Origin of the sequence: Citrobacter sp. RHBSTW-00570 (assembly GCF_013739755.1) — a bacterium.
GTDB classification, from domain to species: domain Bacteria; phylum Pseudomonadota; class Gammaproteobacteria; order Enterobacterales; family Enterobacteriaceae; genus Citrobacter; species Citrobacter braakii.
The window spans coordinates 3,051,793-3,068,482 of the sequence record NZ_CP056399.1; the positions used below are offsets into that span (position 1 = coordinate 3,051,793).

The 16,690-nt window shown below is 49.8% G+C and carries 14 protein-coding genes and 1 pseudogene; 6 read left to right on the plus strand and 9 right to left on the minus strand.

What is annotated here, in order from left to right; genetic code table 11:
* Nucleotides 1-974: 974 nt before the first annotated feature.
* A complete protein-coding gene (locus HV237_RS14540) occupies nt 975-2,060 on the plus strand; it encodes an FUSC family protein (protein ID WP_047359316.1) in 1,086 nt (361 codons plus the stop codon).
* 203 nt (nt 2,061-2,263) lie between these two features.
* On the opposite strand, the gene HV237_RS14545 is transcribed toward HV237_RS14540, so the two are convergent.
* The 3 genes from HV237_RS14545 to HV237_RS14555 form a co-directional block, all read right to left on the minus strand.
* Nucleotides 2,264-2,434, minus strand: coding sequence for a hypothetical protein (locus HV237_RS14545; RefSeq protein WP_230852500.1), 171 nt, complete (start codon nt 2,432-2,434; stop codon nt 2,264-2,266).
* 342 nt (nt 2,435-2,776) lie between these two features.
* The gene (locus tag HV237_RS14550; RefSeq protein ID WP_071600303.1) at nt 2,777-2,965 is read right to left on the minus strand and encodes a cold-shock protein; all 189 of its coding nucleotides are present in this window, start codon (nt 2,963-2,965) and stop codon (nt 2,777-2,779) included.
* Nucleotides 2,966-3,393: 428 nt separating this feature from the next.
* On the minus strand, nt 3,394-3,606 hold the full coding sequence (locus HV237_RS14555) for a cold-shock protein (protein ID WP_005127641.1): 213 nt from the start codon (nt 3,604-3,606) through the stop codon (nt 3,394-3,396).
* Nucleotides 3,607-4,158: 552 nt separating this feature from the next.
* On the opposite strand from HV237_RS14555, the gene HV237_RS14560 reads away from it, so the two are divergent.
* Entirely contained in the window at nt 4,159-4,371 is a 213-nt protein-coding gene (locus tag HV237_RS14560) for a KTSC domain-containing protein (protein WP_016152687.1), read from the plus strand.
* A 139-nt stretch (nt 4,372-4,510) separates the two neighbouring features.
* Here HV237_RS14560 and HV237_RS14565 read toward each other — a convergent pair.
* A pseudogene (locus HV237_RS14565) lies at nt 4,511-4,618 on the minus strand (antitermination protein); the annotation flags it as partial.
* Nucleotides 4,619-4,857: 239 nt separating this feature from the next.
* Between HV237_RS14565 and potC the strand changes: the two are divergent.
* Both potC and potD read left to right on the plus strand, forming a co-directional pair.
* Nucleotides 4,858-5,637 (plus strand): spermidine/putrescine ABC transporter permease PotC, encoded by a 780-nt coding sequence (gene potC / locus HV237_RS14570; RefSeq protein ID WP_003030794.1) that lies wholly within the window; start codon nt 4,858-4,860, stop codon nt 5,635-5,637.
* A 27-nt stretch (nt 5,638-5,664) separates the two neighbouring features.
* The gene (gene potD / locus HV237_RS14575) at nt 5,665-6,711 is read left to right on the plus strand and encodes a spermidine/putrescine ABC transporter substrate-binding protein PotD (RefSeq protein WP_046274797.1); all 1,047 of its coding nucleotides are present in this window, start codon (nt 5,665-5,667) and stop codon (nt 6,709-6,711) included.
* A 51-nt stretch (nt 6,712-6,762) separates the two neighbouring features.
* On the opposite strand, the gene cobB is transcribed toward potD, so the two are convergent.
* From cobB to lolC, 5 genes are all read right to left on the minus strand, one after another.
* Nucleotides 6,763-7,584, minus strand: a complete 822-nt coding sequence (gene cobB, locus HV237_RS14580) for a Sir2 family NAD+-dependent deacetylase (RefSeq protein ID WP_047359319.1) — start codon at nt 7,582-7,584, stop codon at nt 6,763-6,765.
* 15 nt (nt 7,585-7,599) lie between these two features.
* Nucleotides 7,600-8,511, minus strand: a complete 912-nt coding sequence (gene nagK, locus HV237_RS14585; protein WP_016152684.1) for an N-acetylglucosamine kinase — start codon at nt 8,509-8,511, stop codon at nt 7,600-7,602.
* 141 nt (nt 8,512-8,652) lie between these two features.
* Nucleotides 8,653-9,897, minus strand: coding sequence for a lipoprotein-releasing ABC transporter permease subunit LolE (gene lolE, locus HV237_RS14590; RefSeq protein ID WP_016152683.1), 1,245 nt, complete (start codon nt 9,895-9,897; stop codon nt 8,653-8,655).
* The gene (gene lolD, locus HV237_RS14595) at nt 9,897-10,598 is read right to left on the minus strand and encodes a lipoprotein-releasing ABC transporter ATP-binding protein LolD (protein ID WP_003832278.1); all 702 of its coding nucleotides are present in this window, start codon (nt 10,596-10,598) and stop codon (nt 9,897-9,899) included. The genes lolE and lolD overlap by 1 nt, the downstream gene beginning before the upstream one ends.
* Nucleotides 10,591-11,790: a lipoprotein-releasing ABC transporter permease subunit LolC gene (gene lolC / locus HV237_RS14600; RefSeq protein ID WP_003030806.1), complete on the minus strand. Its 1,200-nt coding sequence runs from the start codon at nt 11,788-11,790 to the stop codon at nt 10,591-10,593. Before lolC ends, lolD begins: the two co-directional genes overlap by 8 nt.
* Before the next feature lie 261 nt (nt 11,791-12,051).
* Between lolC and HV237_RS14605 the strand changes: the two genes are divergently transcribed.
* Nucleotides 12,052-13,116, plus strand: coding sequence for an acyltransferase family protein (locus HV237_RS14605; RefSeq protein WP_047359320.1), 1,065 nt, complete (start codon nt 12,052-12,054; stop codon nt 13,114-13,116).
* Nucleotides 13,117-13,234: 118 nt separating this feature from the next.
* On the plus strand, nt 13,235-16,681 hold the full coding sequence (gene mfd / locus HV237_RS14610) for a transcription-repair coupling factor (protein ID WP_047359321.1): 3,447 nt from the start codon (nt 13,235-13,237) through the stop codon (nt 16,679-16,681).
* Nucleotides 16,682-16,690 lie beyond the last annotated feature (9 nt).

Consider the following 16,690-nt stretch of genomic DNA (forward strand, 5'->3'; position numbering starts at 1 on the left):
CGAGCATGTCAGAGAGGATTACAACGTCAGCTCCGGCTGTTTTGCTTTTGGCAGGAACGGCAAGATTTCCGGTGTGCTTTGCGGCATTCAGGCGGCGGGCAAGATTTGTGGTATCGGTGTGCGGCTGGCAAAGAGTAACAGACAGGATAGAAAAAGCCGCATATGGCTGCCTGGGTTATATTTATCAGTAGATTGATCGCGTCTTAATGCCCGGCTGACACTAAGCTCACCATAACAATGCAAAAATCCTATTGTTGGTGCAAACGCACCGTCATAGCGCATCACTGAAACAATATGAAACAATCAAACAATCAATGCCCATGCTTTTTTGTTTGTTGTTGACATTTAAATCTGCCATTAATTAGGAACCGAATCTGTGGAGGATATTTATGCTCAAACTTTTCCATTACCATTCTCAATACTGGATATTTCTCGCACTTGCACTTTCTGTTTACGTAGTTGCTTTTCGATAACACATGAATAGGTTGTGTACTGCTTCCATCTAATGTAGCCAGAACTTATATCTCATGAGCTTTGGTCCGGGCCTTAGCTCATCAAAGTGCATATGTTATAAATATAATGATACCGTTGCTGATATAAAGCCGTGCACAGAAACCATCTGATCTGTTTTGATTAGACTTATAACAACCTGTAAAAGAAAACGTTTTAAACATGCTAACCAGTATTTTGGAAGTCCACAACTTTTTAATATCTGTCAAAGTCAACATGTTGAATTTAAGTCAGGGGCCACTCAAGATGTGTAGAACCGCTTACCACCATAATGGCAAATCCAAAGATAATGTGGGTATTAAAAATTACTTCTTCTTTCGCTACTGCATTAGCAATTGATTAACAATAACCTATATCAGGCATCGCCCTCCTTTTTTATAAGTTAAAAAAGTAAGACGAGTTTATTTTTTCAGTGTATATCTGAACATTCTTTATAATTCTGTCTATGTTAAAGATTTTAACCAATGAAAAACAATATTTTTTCCATTGAACGGAATAAACCGATAAGTCCTTTAGAACTTAAGATTTACCGCAACTATCGCGTAGTTCATGGGATCCGTATTGCTTTAGCATTTGTTATAACTTTCTTACTGATAAGAATGTTGAATTTACCAGACCACTCCTGGCCCCTGATTACACTGGTTGTGGTCATGGGACCAATTAGTTACATGGGCAATGTGATACCCAGGGCACTTGAACGTATGGCGGGAACTGTAGGGGGTGCGATTTTGGGGATCATCGCATTACACATTGAAATGTACTCTCTCACTATGATGATGCTGTGGTGTGGATGCGCAGCTTTCCTTTGTGGTTTTCTGGCCATGAGTAAACGTCCCTATGCCGCATTATTGATTGGTATCACGCTGGCGGTTGTCAGCAGCGCTCCTGCAGGAGACTTACAAACAGCATTGTGGCGAAGCACCAACATTATTATAGGATGCATTCTGGCGATGTTGTTTACCAGCATTTTTCCCCAAAGAGCATTCATTAACTGGCGTATACAACTTGCTGACTTTCTTTCTGATTATCTAAAAATAACAACTGCGGGAGTCTCCCGAAACGTTCTTGCGCCTCCGAGAATGGCCAAACTTCAAACGCGAGCGCTGAATAATGTAGTAAAAATGCGCAGCCTTATTACACCAGTAAATAAAGAAACAAAGATTGCGAAGAGTCTACTTGAAGATATTCAATCGATAACCCGCGATATGATAGCGGCGCAAAAATTTCAGATAAATGCCCACTGGGCATCCCGTGGCAGTCGATTTCTCATTTTGAATACTCACACGCTGTCAGATATGGAACAAATGACCCGTAGCACCCTCAACACCCTCGCACATGCCTTGCATGAAGGAAACCCAACGCCGATAGCATCAAATAGCGAGCATCTTCTCGAAATTACTAAAGAGTTGCATTGTCTTTTACTCGCCAATGAGGGCGAGGAAATCATTGAAAGCGCCGTTCACGGATATGTCTGGTTGAGCATTCAACTTGCTATCCAACTTGAAGCACTATCAACCCTAATCACAAAAGCGCTTACAGAAAATAATTAATTTCAATGTCAATCGACAAATATGTAATCATTATTGCCTCACACCGTCCAGATATCACAACCTAGCTTTTAGTAATGAAAAAGGCCCATTCTATTGTGTGGGCCAGAAAAGAAGAGTTTTGCACTACCAGGCTGGATGCCTCTCAGTAGGTCTTTGATTGAGAAACCATAATCCGTGAGCACCGTAGGTGATTTATAACTCGTTTACAGAACAGATTTTTTCCTGATAAATATCAATATTTCTCTTATCTCATCGGCCTTTTGACCGTGCAAGGCATGACTTTTCCGTTCGAGCAAATCAATGATATTCCCTGTCGTAACCCTTTTGCCATTTTCAAGTAGCTGGATAACTGTTTCACCAATTTCCTGGGCCATAATATGGTTTTGTATGATTCTCAATGCGTTGCCCTTTATATGGTTATTAGTAATACCGTTACACATCAGACATGATGTTAATAGCAAAACAAAAAATACAATTCTTTGCCCAACTTACTTGTATGTTGCACAGATAACCCTGAAATGACAAAACCCCGTTAGAACGAGGTTTTTATTCATAGTGTAACCATAGAGGATCAAACCCTCGTCTCCTGCAAATTCAAAAGTCGCCCGCTCAATTCGATGAGGTAGTAGCAGACTGACGGCCCTTGTTGGACTTAAACCAGTGCCTGGCAATGATAATGAATCTTGCCGCCTTAACTGGAAGGTCAGAGCCAAATGTTACTTTCGCAACACCTGTTCATTTGATTTACTGGAAGTATATGGCGCATAGTTATCAGGTGTGATCATTGATGATTTACAAAAAATACACTTTGCACCAAAGGGATTTTTCTCAGTCACATCAAAATGGGAAGTTCTGTACTGTGACCCATGACAACAAGGGCACTTAAAATAAATATGGTCGGTCATGATGTTAGCCTTTATTTGCTACAACACTCACTACCGCAGTGATATCCAAAAGATCTATTTAACTATTAATTTCTCTTGGTTTTCAGTATCAGGTTACAACTCACTATTAAAAGCAATAAAAAATAAATATTTCTTATCAGTTCACATGAGGAATCTAAAATAATATAATTTTCTTTATATTATAGCACCAGCGATTTTTGGGATGTTGTTAGCTTTTACGAATGCACTTAAGCGTGCAAGAAAAACTACAGAGGTAAAACAACAAATGACATTTATAAAATAATCATTTCAACTGTTCTACCCAATAATTAGACTCAGACATCTGTTCAGCTTTATGTTGACAGATGTTGAGTTTCTGAAAAACCAATATATCTACTCAGGCATTCACCGTCTTCGCTATCGTATATTGGTTTACATCAGGAAAAATATCAGGCAGCTACAACGTTTTCAGCTGACGGCCCTTTTGCACCAGCAGTAATGCTGAACTCAACTTTTTGGCCTTCATTCAGCGTTTTGAAGCCACCACTCTGAATAGCAGAGAAGTGTACAAACACATCTTTACTACCATTGTCAGGGGTAATAAAACCAAAACCTTTAGACTCGTTAAACCATTTTACTAAACCAGTCATTTTATTAGACACAGGTAATTCCTTAAATTCTATGTAGCCTTACGGCGAAAAGGGCTTCGCACACAATCTAATTAGTAACGATAAGAAGGCTCAAAAGAAAGGATTATCTGTGGATAACGCTTGAGATGAGAACTGCTTTACTAAACCGCTTTAATGGGTCTGTGTACCTAACCAACCCCTCATTAATCACACACCCCACAAACAATAGCAAGTTATTTTTTCATTTAATTTTTCGCAAAATCTTAGAAATGGAAACTGAGACAGCATAATCAATGAGTTCTGTTCACCAGCAATAACATACAGCCGGTCGTCCCCTGGATAACGAAAAATAAAATAGAATATATTTATCAGTTACTTAAAGGAAAGCCCGTTTCAATCCCTAAAAATCCAGCAACGAATTTTCGTGCTATTTTTCGCAGTTCAGGAAATTAAAGCAACAAAGAAAATCATTTCATCCAACCAGTAAATTCTGAAACAGCCATAACATTTACAAAACTATGCTCCTTTTGTTTCATATCAGTGTATTATCAGAGAAGGAAAATTAAAAAAATTGAAGGAGAAAAAATGCAACGACAGGCAATGATTTCATCAAAAATAAAATTTATTGGTTACTACCCATTAGAAAAGATTCTGGAGATAGGGTTCGTAAATTCTTCAACTTTCCAGTATGTGGGCGTTCCAGAAAGCATCTATAACTCTTTTCTCACAGTGCAATCTAAAGGCCGTTTCTTTGACGGTGTCATTAAAGGTAAATTCTTGTGTCGTAAAACAGGGTGATTCAAGAAATTTACGCTGTAGATAGCGTAAAACACCGTTCTGGTGTTTTCTGTTTTTTGTTACCACCGGTCCAGGAAATTGATATCCCAAAAACCACTATTCCCGTCAATTTCGTTACCCTTCATTAAGCATGCTCCCAGCAGCGTTCACAGGTTTCAAACACTGGGACGCCATGCTCTTTCGTGGCTTTGCAGTCAAGTACCTCCTCTTTACCACCACAGCGGCAGCGTGCGCTAATTGTTCCCTGAACCGATTGCTATACCGCCACTCGCAGTCAGGAATGGGTAAAGCGGGTCATTTAAATGGCCTTTTTTTCCCGATCATCCTAAAAATTGTTGTAAAATTCGCGGCCTTAGTGATAGCTGCTTCTTTTTTGGCTATCTGTTTTGGCGGGAAGTTTTGGAGAGATTTTGGAGAAGAGAAAAAGTTGATTATTTTCAATACTCTGAAAACATCGCGCCTTCTGAACAAGAAGGTGAAACGCGAATGATCGGTCGGCTGCTCAGAGGCGGTTTTATGACCGCCATCTACGCGTATCTGTATATTCCAATCATTATTTTGATTGTGAACTCCTTTAACAGCTCGCGCTTTGGCATCAACTGGCAAGGTTTTACCACCAAATGGTACGGCCTGCTGATGAACAACGATAGCCTGCTACAGGCAGCGCAACACTCGCTGACGATGGCAGTGCTATCCGCCACGTTTGCCACGCTGATCGGCTCACTCACAGCGGTTGCACTGTACCGCTACCGTTTTCGCGGTAAACCGTTTGTCAGCGGCATGCTGTTCGTGGTGATGATGTCGCCGGATATCGTAATGGCGATTTCTTTGCTGGTGCTGTTTATGCTGATCGGCATTCAACTGGGTTTCTGGTCACTGCTGTTCTCGCATATCACTTTTTGTCTACCTTTTGTGGTGGTGACGGTTTACTCACGTCTGAAAGGTTTTGATGTACGAATGCTTGAAGCCGCCAAAGATCTTGGCGCCAGTGAAGTGACTATTCTGCGCAAGATTATACTGCCTCTGGCAATGCCTGCAGTGGCTGCCGGCTGGTTGCTGAGCTTTACGTTGTCGATGGATGATGTCGTCGTGTCGTCCTTCGTCACCGGGCCTGGTTATGAAATTTTGCCGTTAAAAATCTACTCAATGGTAAAAGTCGGCGTATCACCAGAGGTGAACGCGCTGGCGACCATTTTGTTGGTTCTGTCGCTGGTTATGGTGATTGCCAGCCAGCTTATTGCACGTGATAAAACCAAGGGCCGCTAAGGCCCTTAATTCAGGGGACGTTAAATGATGAAAAAATGGTCACGCCACCTGCTCGCGGCGGGTGCTCTGGCACTGGGCATGAGCGCCGCTCACGCTAATGACAACAACACGCTCTATTTCTATAACTGGACCGAATATGTCCCGCCTGGACTGCTGGAGCAGTTCACCAAAGAGACTGGCATTAAGGTTATCTATTCGACCTACGAGTCGAACGAAACCATGTACGCCAAGCTCAAAACCTATAAAGACGGCGCATACGATCTGGTGGTTCCGTCCACCTATTACGTCGATAAAATGCGCAAAGAAGGCATGATCCAGAAGATCGACAAGTCGACGTTGACCAACTTCCACAACCTCGATCCGGAAATGCTCAACAAGCCATTCGACCCCAACAATGACTACTCTATCCCGTATATCTGGGGTGCGACGGCCATTGGCATCAATAGCGATGCCATCGACCCGAAAACAGTAACCAGCTGGGCCGATCTGTGGAAACCGGAGTACAAAGGTAGCCTGCTGTTAACGGATGATGCGCGTGAAGTGTTCCAGATGGCGCTGCGCAAGCTGGGATACTCCGGCAATACCACCGATCCTAAAGAGATTGAAGCCGCCTATAACGAGTTGAAGAAGCTGATGCCTAACGTCGCGGCATTTAACTCTGACAACCCGGCCAACCCGTATATGGAAGGCGAAGTCAATCTGGGGATGGTGTGGAACGGCTCCGCGTATGTTGCGCGTCAGGCAGGTACTCCGCTGGAAGTGGTATGGCCGAAAGAAGGTGGGATTTTCTGGATGGACAGCCTGTCTATTCCAGCGAACGCAAAAAATAAAGAAGCTGCGCTGAAGCTGATTAACTTCCTGCTACGCCCGGACGTGGCGAAAGAAGTCGCGGAAACCATCGGTTATCCGACGCCAAACCTGGCAGCACGTAAGCTGTTAAGCCCTGAAGTCGCGAACGATAAAACCCTCTACCCTGATGCAGAAACCATCAACAAAGGGGAATGGCAGAACGATGTCGGTTCCGCCAGCGCTATCTATGAAGAGTATTATCAGAAGCTGAAAGCAGGACGTTAATTCAGCGTTGTAAGGAATGCCCGATAGCGCTGCGCGTATCGGGCAAAAAAATCACTGTCCTTTCAATAACTTCTCAACAAACTCAGGCACCACCTGGCTTGCCGGACCGTAATACTTCTCTTCAAACTCGCTTCCTACCTGGCTCGGTTCGAGATTTAGCTCTACCGTATGCGCCCCATGTAGTCGAGCTTCATGCACAAACCCCGCTGCCGGGTATACATGGCCCGATGTACCAATCGCAATGAACACATCGGCCATTGCCAGTGCCATATAAATTTCATCCATGCCCAGCGGCATTTCACCAAACCACACCACGTGCGGGCGCAGCGGCGCCGGAAACTGGCAACAATGGCATTTATCTTCCGCAGTCACATCGCCAGTCCACTCCAGAATCTGCCCGCTTTGCGAACAGCGAACCTTGAGCAGTTCGCCGTGCATATGGATTACGTTCTGGCTGCCCGCACGTTCATGCAGGTTATCAATGTTCTGCGTCACCAGTAAAAAACGGTCGCCCAGCTCGGCTTCGAGTTTTGCCAGCGCGATATGCGCCGCGTTAGGCTGGATTTCTGATTGTTGCAACTGATGACGACGGGCGTTATAAAACGACTGGACCAGTTGCGGATTACGACTAAATCCTTCCGGAGTCGCAACGTCCTCTACCCGATGTTCTTCCCAGAGACCATCCGCCGCGCGAAAGGTTCGAATTCCTGACTCAGCGGAGATTCCCGCTCCCGTCAGTACCAGCACTCTTGGTTTTTCCATCAATTCAGGCACCACTCTGTCTCTGAAAAAGATTCGTTGACGCAGGCGATCGCGCATATGGCGTTTATTTTTACGAAAGCGGCTTAACCGATGACCCCGGCGCGACAGCATAACAACCTCTTTGTATTAATCGGTAAGATGTAGGAAAGCGGCTCCGCGCATCCCGCCCGCATCACCGTGTCGCGCCTGCTCAATACGCGGCACCCGGGCAACCGGCAGCAGATGACGTGGCAGTCGGTCCGCCAGTTGCGTCGTAATAGCGGTAAAATTCGACAAGCCTCCGCCAATCACCACCAAATCAGGATCGACGATAGTCAGGATATTCCCAAGGCACACCGCCAGCAAATCCAGATAGCGTTCAACATGGGCACGTGCTTGTTCATCACCCTGCTCCCACAGCGCGATAATTTCACGGGCATCCAGCGATTGATGGTAGTAATGCTGATACAACCACGCAAATCCACCGCCGGAAAGATAGCTTTCGATGCATCCCAGTTGACCGCACCCGCAGCGGCGCAATGGGAAATCAAAGCCCATCAACGTCAGCGCATCGACTGGCAAACGAATATGACCAAACTCGCCGGTGATATAGCTGCGCCCGGTGATAGATTTCCCGTTAAGCACCAGACCGCCGCCAACACCGGTGCCGAGGATCAACCCCATAACGAGTGGGTATTGGGTGAACTCGTCATCCCAGGCTTCGGAGAGGGCAAAACAGTTAGCATCGTTATCCAGACGCACATCGCGGTCAAGGCGAGCGCTGAGATCGGCGCGGAGCGGCTTACCACTGGCAGCAGGAACGTTGGCCGCATACAGCGTGCCGTCTTCCGTTTCCGGCATGCCAGGAATGCCGATGCCTACCGAACCTTTAACGCCGAACCGCTGGTCCGCTTCCGTCACCAGATTGCAGACCGCATCAAGGAAAGCGTCATAGCTGTCGCGAGGCGTAGGGACGCGTGTTTCCCATTGCAAACGACGTTGCTTATCAAACACGCCAAGCGCAATTTTGGTCCCGCCGATGTCAAATCCGTAATACATCACCGCTCCTTGATACACGTCATCCTTCAAGATGCCTTGGGGTCGGCTGCGCCCTCACCCTCCAGTCACATCGTTATCTATGCTCGTGGAGATTTCGGTTTGCCGCCTTACCGCCGCATGAATGCTTTCGTGTATATATTGTTATTGGCCGCTAAGTACTCTCGCAGGATCAATATTGCTGGCGCGACGCGCCGGATACCAACTTGCCAAAAGACTCAGCACGAGTGCTGTCACCAGCACGTAAATCACATCCAGCCAGTGTAATTCCGATGGCAGGAAGTCAATGAAATAGATATCGCCGGACAGGAACTGATGGCCGATAAGAGCTTCAATCCCGTTAATGATCGGCGTCAGTTGCAGCGAGACAACCACCCCAATGACGACGCCTATCAGGCTACCGAACAGACCCGCCAGCAGGCCGTACCAGACAAAAATGGCACGTATAAGGCCATCTTTAGCCCCCAGGGTTCTTAATACCGCAATATCGCCGCTTTTGTCTTTTACCGCCATCACTAACGTGGAAACGATATTAAAACAGGCCACGCCAATCACCAGCACCATCGCCAGATACATAATGGCGCGGATCATCTGGATATCGCGATACATATAACCGTAAGTACCGATCCAGCTCTTAATGTACACATAGTTATTGGTGACTTCACCCGCGTCTCGCACCAGCTTATTAGCGTTAAACACGTCGTTCACTTTCAGCGCGATCCCGGAAACGCTGGATCCCATATCCAGGTATTGCTGCGCATCTTCCATTGGGATCATGGCAAAGCTGTGATCGAGCTGACCGCTCAGTTGCAGTATCCCCGTGACGTGCAAACGCACGCGTTTAGGCTGCTGTAACTTATGATCCGCACTGGCGTTAGGGATCATAATCGATACCCAGTCGCCCTGCTTCACCTTCAGCGCATCGGCAATTCCCTTACCAATAATGATTTGTTGCTCACCCGCTTTGAAATTATCCCATGCGTGGTTTTGCACAAACGAGGGTAGCGCGCTTAAACGCTGCTCCTGCTGCGGATCAACGCCCTTCACCTGCACTGCGCGTAGGTTCGCCCCACTCTCCACCAGCCCGGTAAAGTTAATATAAGGCGCCGCAGCAGCAATGCCTGGTACCTTCTGTACCTTGTCGAGCGCTTCCTGCCAGTTATTCCACGGCTGATTCACGGCTTCAATCTCACCGTGCGGCACCACGGCCAGAATACGGTTGTTAAGCTCACGCTCAAATCCGTTCATGGCGCTTAAGCCGACGATCAACACCGCGACGCCCAACGCAATGCCAACGGTGGAAATCACGGAAATCAGCGAGACCATGCCGCCGCGCCGCCGACCACGGCTAAAACGCAAACCAATCAATAACGATAAAGGCGAAGCCATTACTCAGCTCCCATCAGGCTCAGTTCAGCCGTCAGGCGACCATCGCGCATTTCAAGCTGGCGGCTCATGCGCTTCGCCAGTTGCAGATCGTGTGTCACCACCAAAAATGCCGTGCCCTGAGAGCGGTTCAGCTCACCCAGAAGCTCGAAAATGCTGTCCGCGTTACGCGCATCAAGGTTACCCGTTGGCTCATCCGCCAGTACCAGGCGCGGGTTATTCACCAGCGCACGAGCGATGGCCACGCGCTGGCGTTCACCGCCTGACAGTTCAGACGGACGATGGCTGGCACGATGGTCCAGCCCTACTGCTTTCAGCATATCCCGTGCGCGCTCGGTGATTTCAGCCGGTTTTTTCTTGCCGATCAGCAACGGCATCGCCACGTTTTCCAGCGCGGTAAAGTCCGGCAGCAGATGGTGGAACTGATAAATGAAGCCCAGCTTCTGATTGCGCAGTTCCGCTTTCGCCGCCGACGAGAGTTTGCTCATCGGCTGACCGCTAAAAATGACATCGCCGGAAGTTGGCGTATCCAGCCCGCCTAACAGATGCAGCAACGTACTCTTACCGGAACCGGAGCTGCCGACAATCGCCATCATCTCACCTTCACCGACGCAAAAACTGACATCGTGCAGTACATCGGTCTGCACTGTGCCTTCCTGATAGCGTTTGCACAGGTTGTCGCATTGCAGCAGGATCTTATTCATAACGTAAAGCCTCAGCGGGTTGAGTGGCGGCAGCGCGCCAGGAAGGATAAAGCGTAGACAGCAGCGCGATGGCCATCGCCACCAGCGCAATGACGATAACCTGCAGCGGCTCAATGGCGACCGGCAGCGCAGCCCCATCCAGAAGCACACCGATAATTGGCATCAGGTTGTTCAGTTGACTGGCGAGTAATGCGCCCAGCACCGCACCCAGCAGCGCGCCGATAATCCCGGCACTGGCCCCCTGCACCATAAACACCATCATTATCTGCCGCGGCGTCAGCCCCTGCGTTTGTAGAATCGCCACTTCCCCTTGCTTCTCCATTACCATCAGACCCAGCGAGGTAATAATATTAAATGCCGCCACCGCCACGATCAGGCTAAGCAGCAGCCCCATCATGTTTTTCTCCATACGCACGGCCTGGAACAATTCCCCTTTGCGCTCGCGCCAGTCCTGCCATTTGGTGCCTTGCGGCAGCGTTTGCTGGCTCAGCGTATCAACCTTTAACGGTTCGTTGAGCCACAGACGCCAGCCGGTAATATTGCCCACCGGGTAACGCATCAGACGTGACGCATCCTGGATGTTGGTCAGCATCTGGTAGCCGTCGACTTCGCTGTTGGCGGCGAAGGTGCCAATTACCGTAAACAGACGCTGGCTCGGCAGACGCCCCATGGGGGTAAACTGGCTGGCTGAGGGCACCATCACGCGAATTTGATCGCCACGATTAACACCCAGTTGCCCGGCAAGCTGCTCTCCGAGGATGACATTATACTTACCCGGCTGCAGATCTGTTTGCTTCACATTGACCAGATATGGCGTTAATGGATCTTTTTGCGCCGGGTCAATACCCAGCATCACGCCGACTGCCACGCTACGCGCACTTTGCAGTACCACATCCCCCGTGGTTATCGGTGCGACGCGGTTGACACCGTTCAACACCACCGCTTTTTCCGGTAGCTGTTGCGGGTTTAGAGAACCCTGTTCAGACGAGAGGACGGCCTGAGGCATCAGGCCAAGAATATTGTTTTGCAGCTCGCGCTCGAAACCGTTCATCACCGACAACACCGTAACCAGCGCCATTACCCCGAGAGTAATGCCAATGGTGGAGAGCCAGGAAACGAAGCGACCGAAGCGATCTGCTGCACGCCCACGCATATAACGCAGGCCGATGAATAGTGCGACAGGTTGGTACATGAAATCCGTCTGGTTGCTGTTAGCAAAGTCACGAGTATATAAGCGAAAGCGGAATGGGTAAATGACTGAACCGTAAGTGTTCGTCAGCACTATTCTTAAAAGTATAAATAAATCAAACCGCTAAAGTTGTCCCTCTCCCCTGCAACCCTAATCCCTGACCTTTATCCTAAAAAAACAAAATGCAGACAGTTACGCATTACAGCGCACGGCGGGTTGCGCAGGATGGCAGGCTATTGCAATCAATATGGATGCGCCGTCTCAATGAATAAAAAAGAACTATGGATTAATCAAATCAAGGGGTTATGCATTTGCCTGGTAGTGATTTACCACTCGGTGATCACATTTTACCCGCACCTCACCACTTTTCAGCATCCACTGTCAGAGGTGTTGAGCAAATGCTGGATTTACCTCAATTTGTACCTGGCACCGTTTCGCATGCCGGTGTTTTTCTTTATTTCGGGGTATCTGATTCGCCGCTACATCGATAACGTCCCGTGGACAACCTGCGTGGATAAACGGATCTGGAGTATCGCCTGGGTGCTGGTGCTTTGGGGAGTGGTGCAATGGTTGGCGTTGGTGACGCTCAATAACTGGCTCGCCCCGCAGCGCGATCTGACCCATGCCGCCAACGCCGCTTATGCGGATTCGATTGCGGGTTTTACCCACGGGATGCTGACCGCCAGCACCAGCCTGTGGTATCTGTACGCGCTGATTGTCTATTTTGTTCTGTGTAAAATTTTCAGCCGTTGGGCGATGCCGCTGTTAGCGTTATTTGTGGCGCTGAGCGTGGCGATCAATTTTTTCCCGACCCCGTGGTGGGGAATGAACAGCGTGATTCGCAATTTGCCCTGGTATAGCCTCGGCGCATGGTTTGGCGCAACGCTGATGGCGTGGATCAAGGAGGTGCCCCTGCGCCGTCATGCGGTCATTGTTCTGGGTTGCACAATCGTCGCCATCATCGCGTGGCTGGCAAATGTCTCGCTATTGCTTTCTCTCCTTTCCATTGTGCTGATCATGAAGCTGTTTTATCAGTTTGAGCTCCACTTTGGCATGCGCGCGTCCAGTCCGTTAAGCGTGATTGGCGCCAATACCATCGCCATCTACACCACACACCGTATTCTGGTTGAGCTGTTCAGCTTAACGCTTATCCCCAAAATCAATCATGCCGCCTGGCCTGCATACGCGGAGCTGGCCCTGCTACTGGTGTATCCGTTCGCCTGCCTGCTGCTGTGCACCCTGTTTGGCCTGCTGGTGCGTAAGATTTCACAAAAAACCGTGGCCGATCTGCTCTTTTCCCCGCCCTCTTTATCGCCCGCCTCGCGCTAACCCCTACGCGCTTTTTGCCCCCATTCGGGGGCGAATCAATTTGCTTATGAGAAACGATCACGGATAATAAAGAACATTGCTTATCAGATGTATATCTAAATGAGATCCTGACAACCGAATGCCTGAACAACATCGTTACACGCTCCCAACGGGCGCTTCCGATCAGCGCCAGTTGGGTGAGCTTACGGGTGCCGCCTGCGCAACGCTGGTCGCCGAAATCGCCGAACGTCACGCGGGTCCAGTGGTGCTGATCGCGCCGGACATGCAAAATGCTTTGCGTCTGCATGATGAAATTCGTCAGTTTACTGACCAGATGGTGATGAACCTGCCCGACTGGGAAACGCTTCCCTATGACAGCTTTTCTCCCCATCAGGAGATTATCTCCTCACGGCTCTCCACACTGTATCAACTGCCCGCCATGCAGCGCGGCGTGCTGATCGTTCCGGTAAATACGCTGATGCAGCGTGTCTGTCCGCACAGCTATCTGCACGGTCATGCGCTGGTCATGAAAAAAGGCCAGCGGCTTTCGCGCGACGCCCTGCGCGAACAACTGGACAGTGCTGGCTACCGCCATGTTGATCAGGTCATGGAACACGGCGAATACGCCACGCGTGGCGCATTGTTAGATCTGTTCCCGATGGGCAGCGAATTGCCTTATCGTCTGGATTTCTTTGATGACGAAATCGACAGCCTGCGTCTGTTTGATACTGACACTCAGCGCACGCTGGAAGAAGTCGATGCCATTAATTTGCTGCCCGCACACGAATTCCCGACTGACAAAACGGCCATCGAACTGTTCCGTAGTCAGTGGCGTGATACTTTTGAGGTGAAACGCGACGCCGAGCATATTTATCAACAGGTCAGCAAAGGCACATTACCTACGGGGATTGAATACTGGCAACCGCTGTTTTTCAGCGAGCCGCTGCCGCCGCTGTTCAGCTACTTCCCCGCCAATACGTTGTTGGTAAATACCGGCGATATCGAGACCAGCGCAGCACGCTTCCAGGCCGATACCCTGTCACGCTTTGAGAATCGCGGTGTTGATCCGATGCGCCCGCTTCTGCCACCGGAATCGCTGTGGCTGCGGGTTGATGAGCTGTTTTCTGAACTTAAACGCTGGCCGCGTGTTCAGCTGAAAACCGAGAGTCTGCCGAAGAAAGCGGCGAATACCAACCTCGGGTTCCAGAAGCTGCCGGATATCGCCGTTCAGGCACAGCAAAAAGCACCGTTAGATGCATTACGTAAATTCCTTGAAGGCTTTACCGGTCCGGTAATTTTCTCGGTGGAAAGTGAAGGACGCCGGGAAGCGCTAGGCGAACTACTCGCCCGCATCAAAGTCGCGCCGAAGCGGATATTGCGACTCGACGAAGCCGTAGACAACGGTCGTTATCTGATGATTGGCTCAGCCGAGCACGGCTTCATCGATAGCAAACGCAATCTGGCGCTGATTTGTGAAAGCGATCTGCTCGGTGAACGTGTGGCGCGTCGCCGCCAGGATTCTCGTCGCACCATCAACCCGGACACGTTAATTCGTAACCTCGCGGAGCTGCATCCCGGTCAGCCAGTGGTGCATCTGGAGCACGGCGTGGGTCGCTATGCCGGTATGACCACGCTGGAAGCAGGCGGCATTACCGGTGAATACCTGATGCTCACCTATGCCAACGACGCCAAACTGTATGTGCCGGTGTCGTCGCTGCATCTGATAAGCCGCTACGCCGGCGGCGCGGAAGAGAATGCGCCGCTGCATAAACTGGGCGGTGATGCCTGGTCACGCGCCCGACAGAAAGCCGCTGAGAAAGTCCGCGATGTCGCGGCAGAGCTGCTGGATATTTATGCCCAGCGCGCAGCGAAAGAAGGCTTTGCCTTTAAGCATGACCGTGAACAGTACCAGCTGTTTTGCGACAGCTTCCCGTTTGAAACCACGCCCGACCAGGCGCAGGCGATCAACGCGGTACTCAGCGATATGTGTCAACCACTGGCCATGGACCGCCTGGTGTGTGGCGATGTCGGCTTTGGTAAAACCGAAGTCGCGATGCGTGCCGCCTTTCTCGCCGTAGAGAATCACAAGCAGGTTGCCGTGTTGGTACCGACCACCCTGCTCGCTCAGCAGCACTTCGACAACTTCCGCGACCGCTTTGCCAACTGGCCGGTACGCATTGAGATGCTGTCCCGTTTCCGTAGCGCCAAAGAGCAAGCGCAGATTCTGGAGCAGGTTGCCGAAGGTAAAATCGATATTCTCATCGGCACTCACAAACTGCTGCAAGCGGATGTGAAGCTAAAAGATCTGGGGCTGCTGATTGTCGATGAAGAGCACCGTTTCGGCGTTCGCCACAAAGAGCGTATCAAGGCAATGCGCGCGGATGTAGATATTCTGACTCTGACAGCAACGCCAATTCCACGCACGCTCAACATGGCGATGAGCGGCATGCGCGATCTGTCGATCATCGCCACACCGCCCGCTCGTCGTCTGGCGGTCAAAACCTTCGTGCGCGAATATGACAACCTGGTGGTACGCGAGGCTATCCTGCGTGAAGTTATGCGCGGGGGACAAGTTTATTATCTCTTTAACGACGTCGAAAATATCCAGAAAACCGCTGACCGATTAGCGGAACTGGTGCCGGAAGCGCGCATTGGTATCGGCCACGGGCAAATGCGCGAGCGCGAACTGGAACGCGTGATGAACGATTTCCACCATCAGCGTTTTAACGTGCTGGTATGTACCACCATTATCGAAACCGGGATCGACATTCCCACTGCCAACACCATCATCATTGAACGAGCTGACCACTTCGGTTTAGCGCAATTGCATCAGCTACGGGGTCGTGTGGGACGCTCACACCATCAGGCATACGCCTGGCTGCTAACGCCGCATCCAAAAGCGATGACCACCGACGCACAAAAACGCCTGGAAGCCATCGCCTCGCTGGAAGATTTAGGTGCAGGTTTTGCGCTGGCGACCCACGACCTCGAAATTCGTGGCGCAGGGGAACTGCTGGGCGAAGATCAAAGTGGCTCCATGGAAAGTATCGGTTTCTCACTGTATATGGAGCTGCTGGAAAACGCTGTCGATGCGCTCAAAGAAGGGCGTGAACCGTCGCTGGAAGATCTCACCAGCCAGCAAACCGAAGTCGAACTGCGCATGCCATCGCTTCTGCCGGATAACTATATCCCGGATGTCAACACGCGACTGTCGTTCTACAAGCGCATTGCCAGTGCAAAAGGCGAAATCGAGCTGGAAGAAATTAAGGTCGAGCTGATAGACCGTTTTGGCCTGCTGCCCGACCCGGCCCGGACGTTGCTGGATATTGCCCGTTTACGCCAGCAGGCGCAGAAACTGGGGATCAGAAAGCTCGAAGGCAATGAAAAAGGCGGTACTATTGAGTTTGCCGAGAAAAACCACGTTAACCCGGTCTGGCTAATTGGTTTACTGCAAAAACAACCGCAGCACTTCCGTCTGGATGGTCCAACACGCCTGAAATTCATGCAGGAGTTGGGCGAGCGTAAAGCACGGATCGACTGGGTTCGCCAGTTTATGCGCCAGCTTGAAGAGAACGCCATAGCCTAGCGTCAAGCC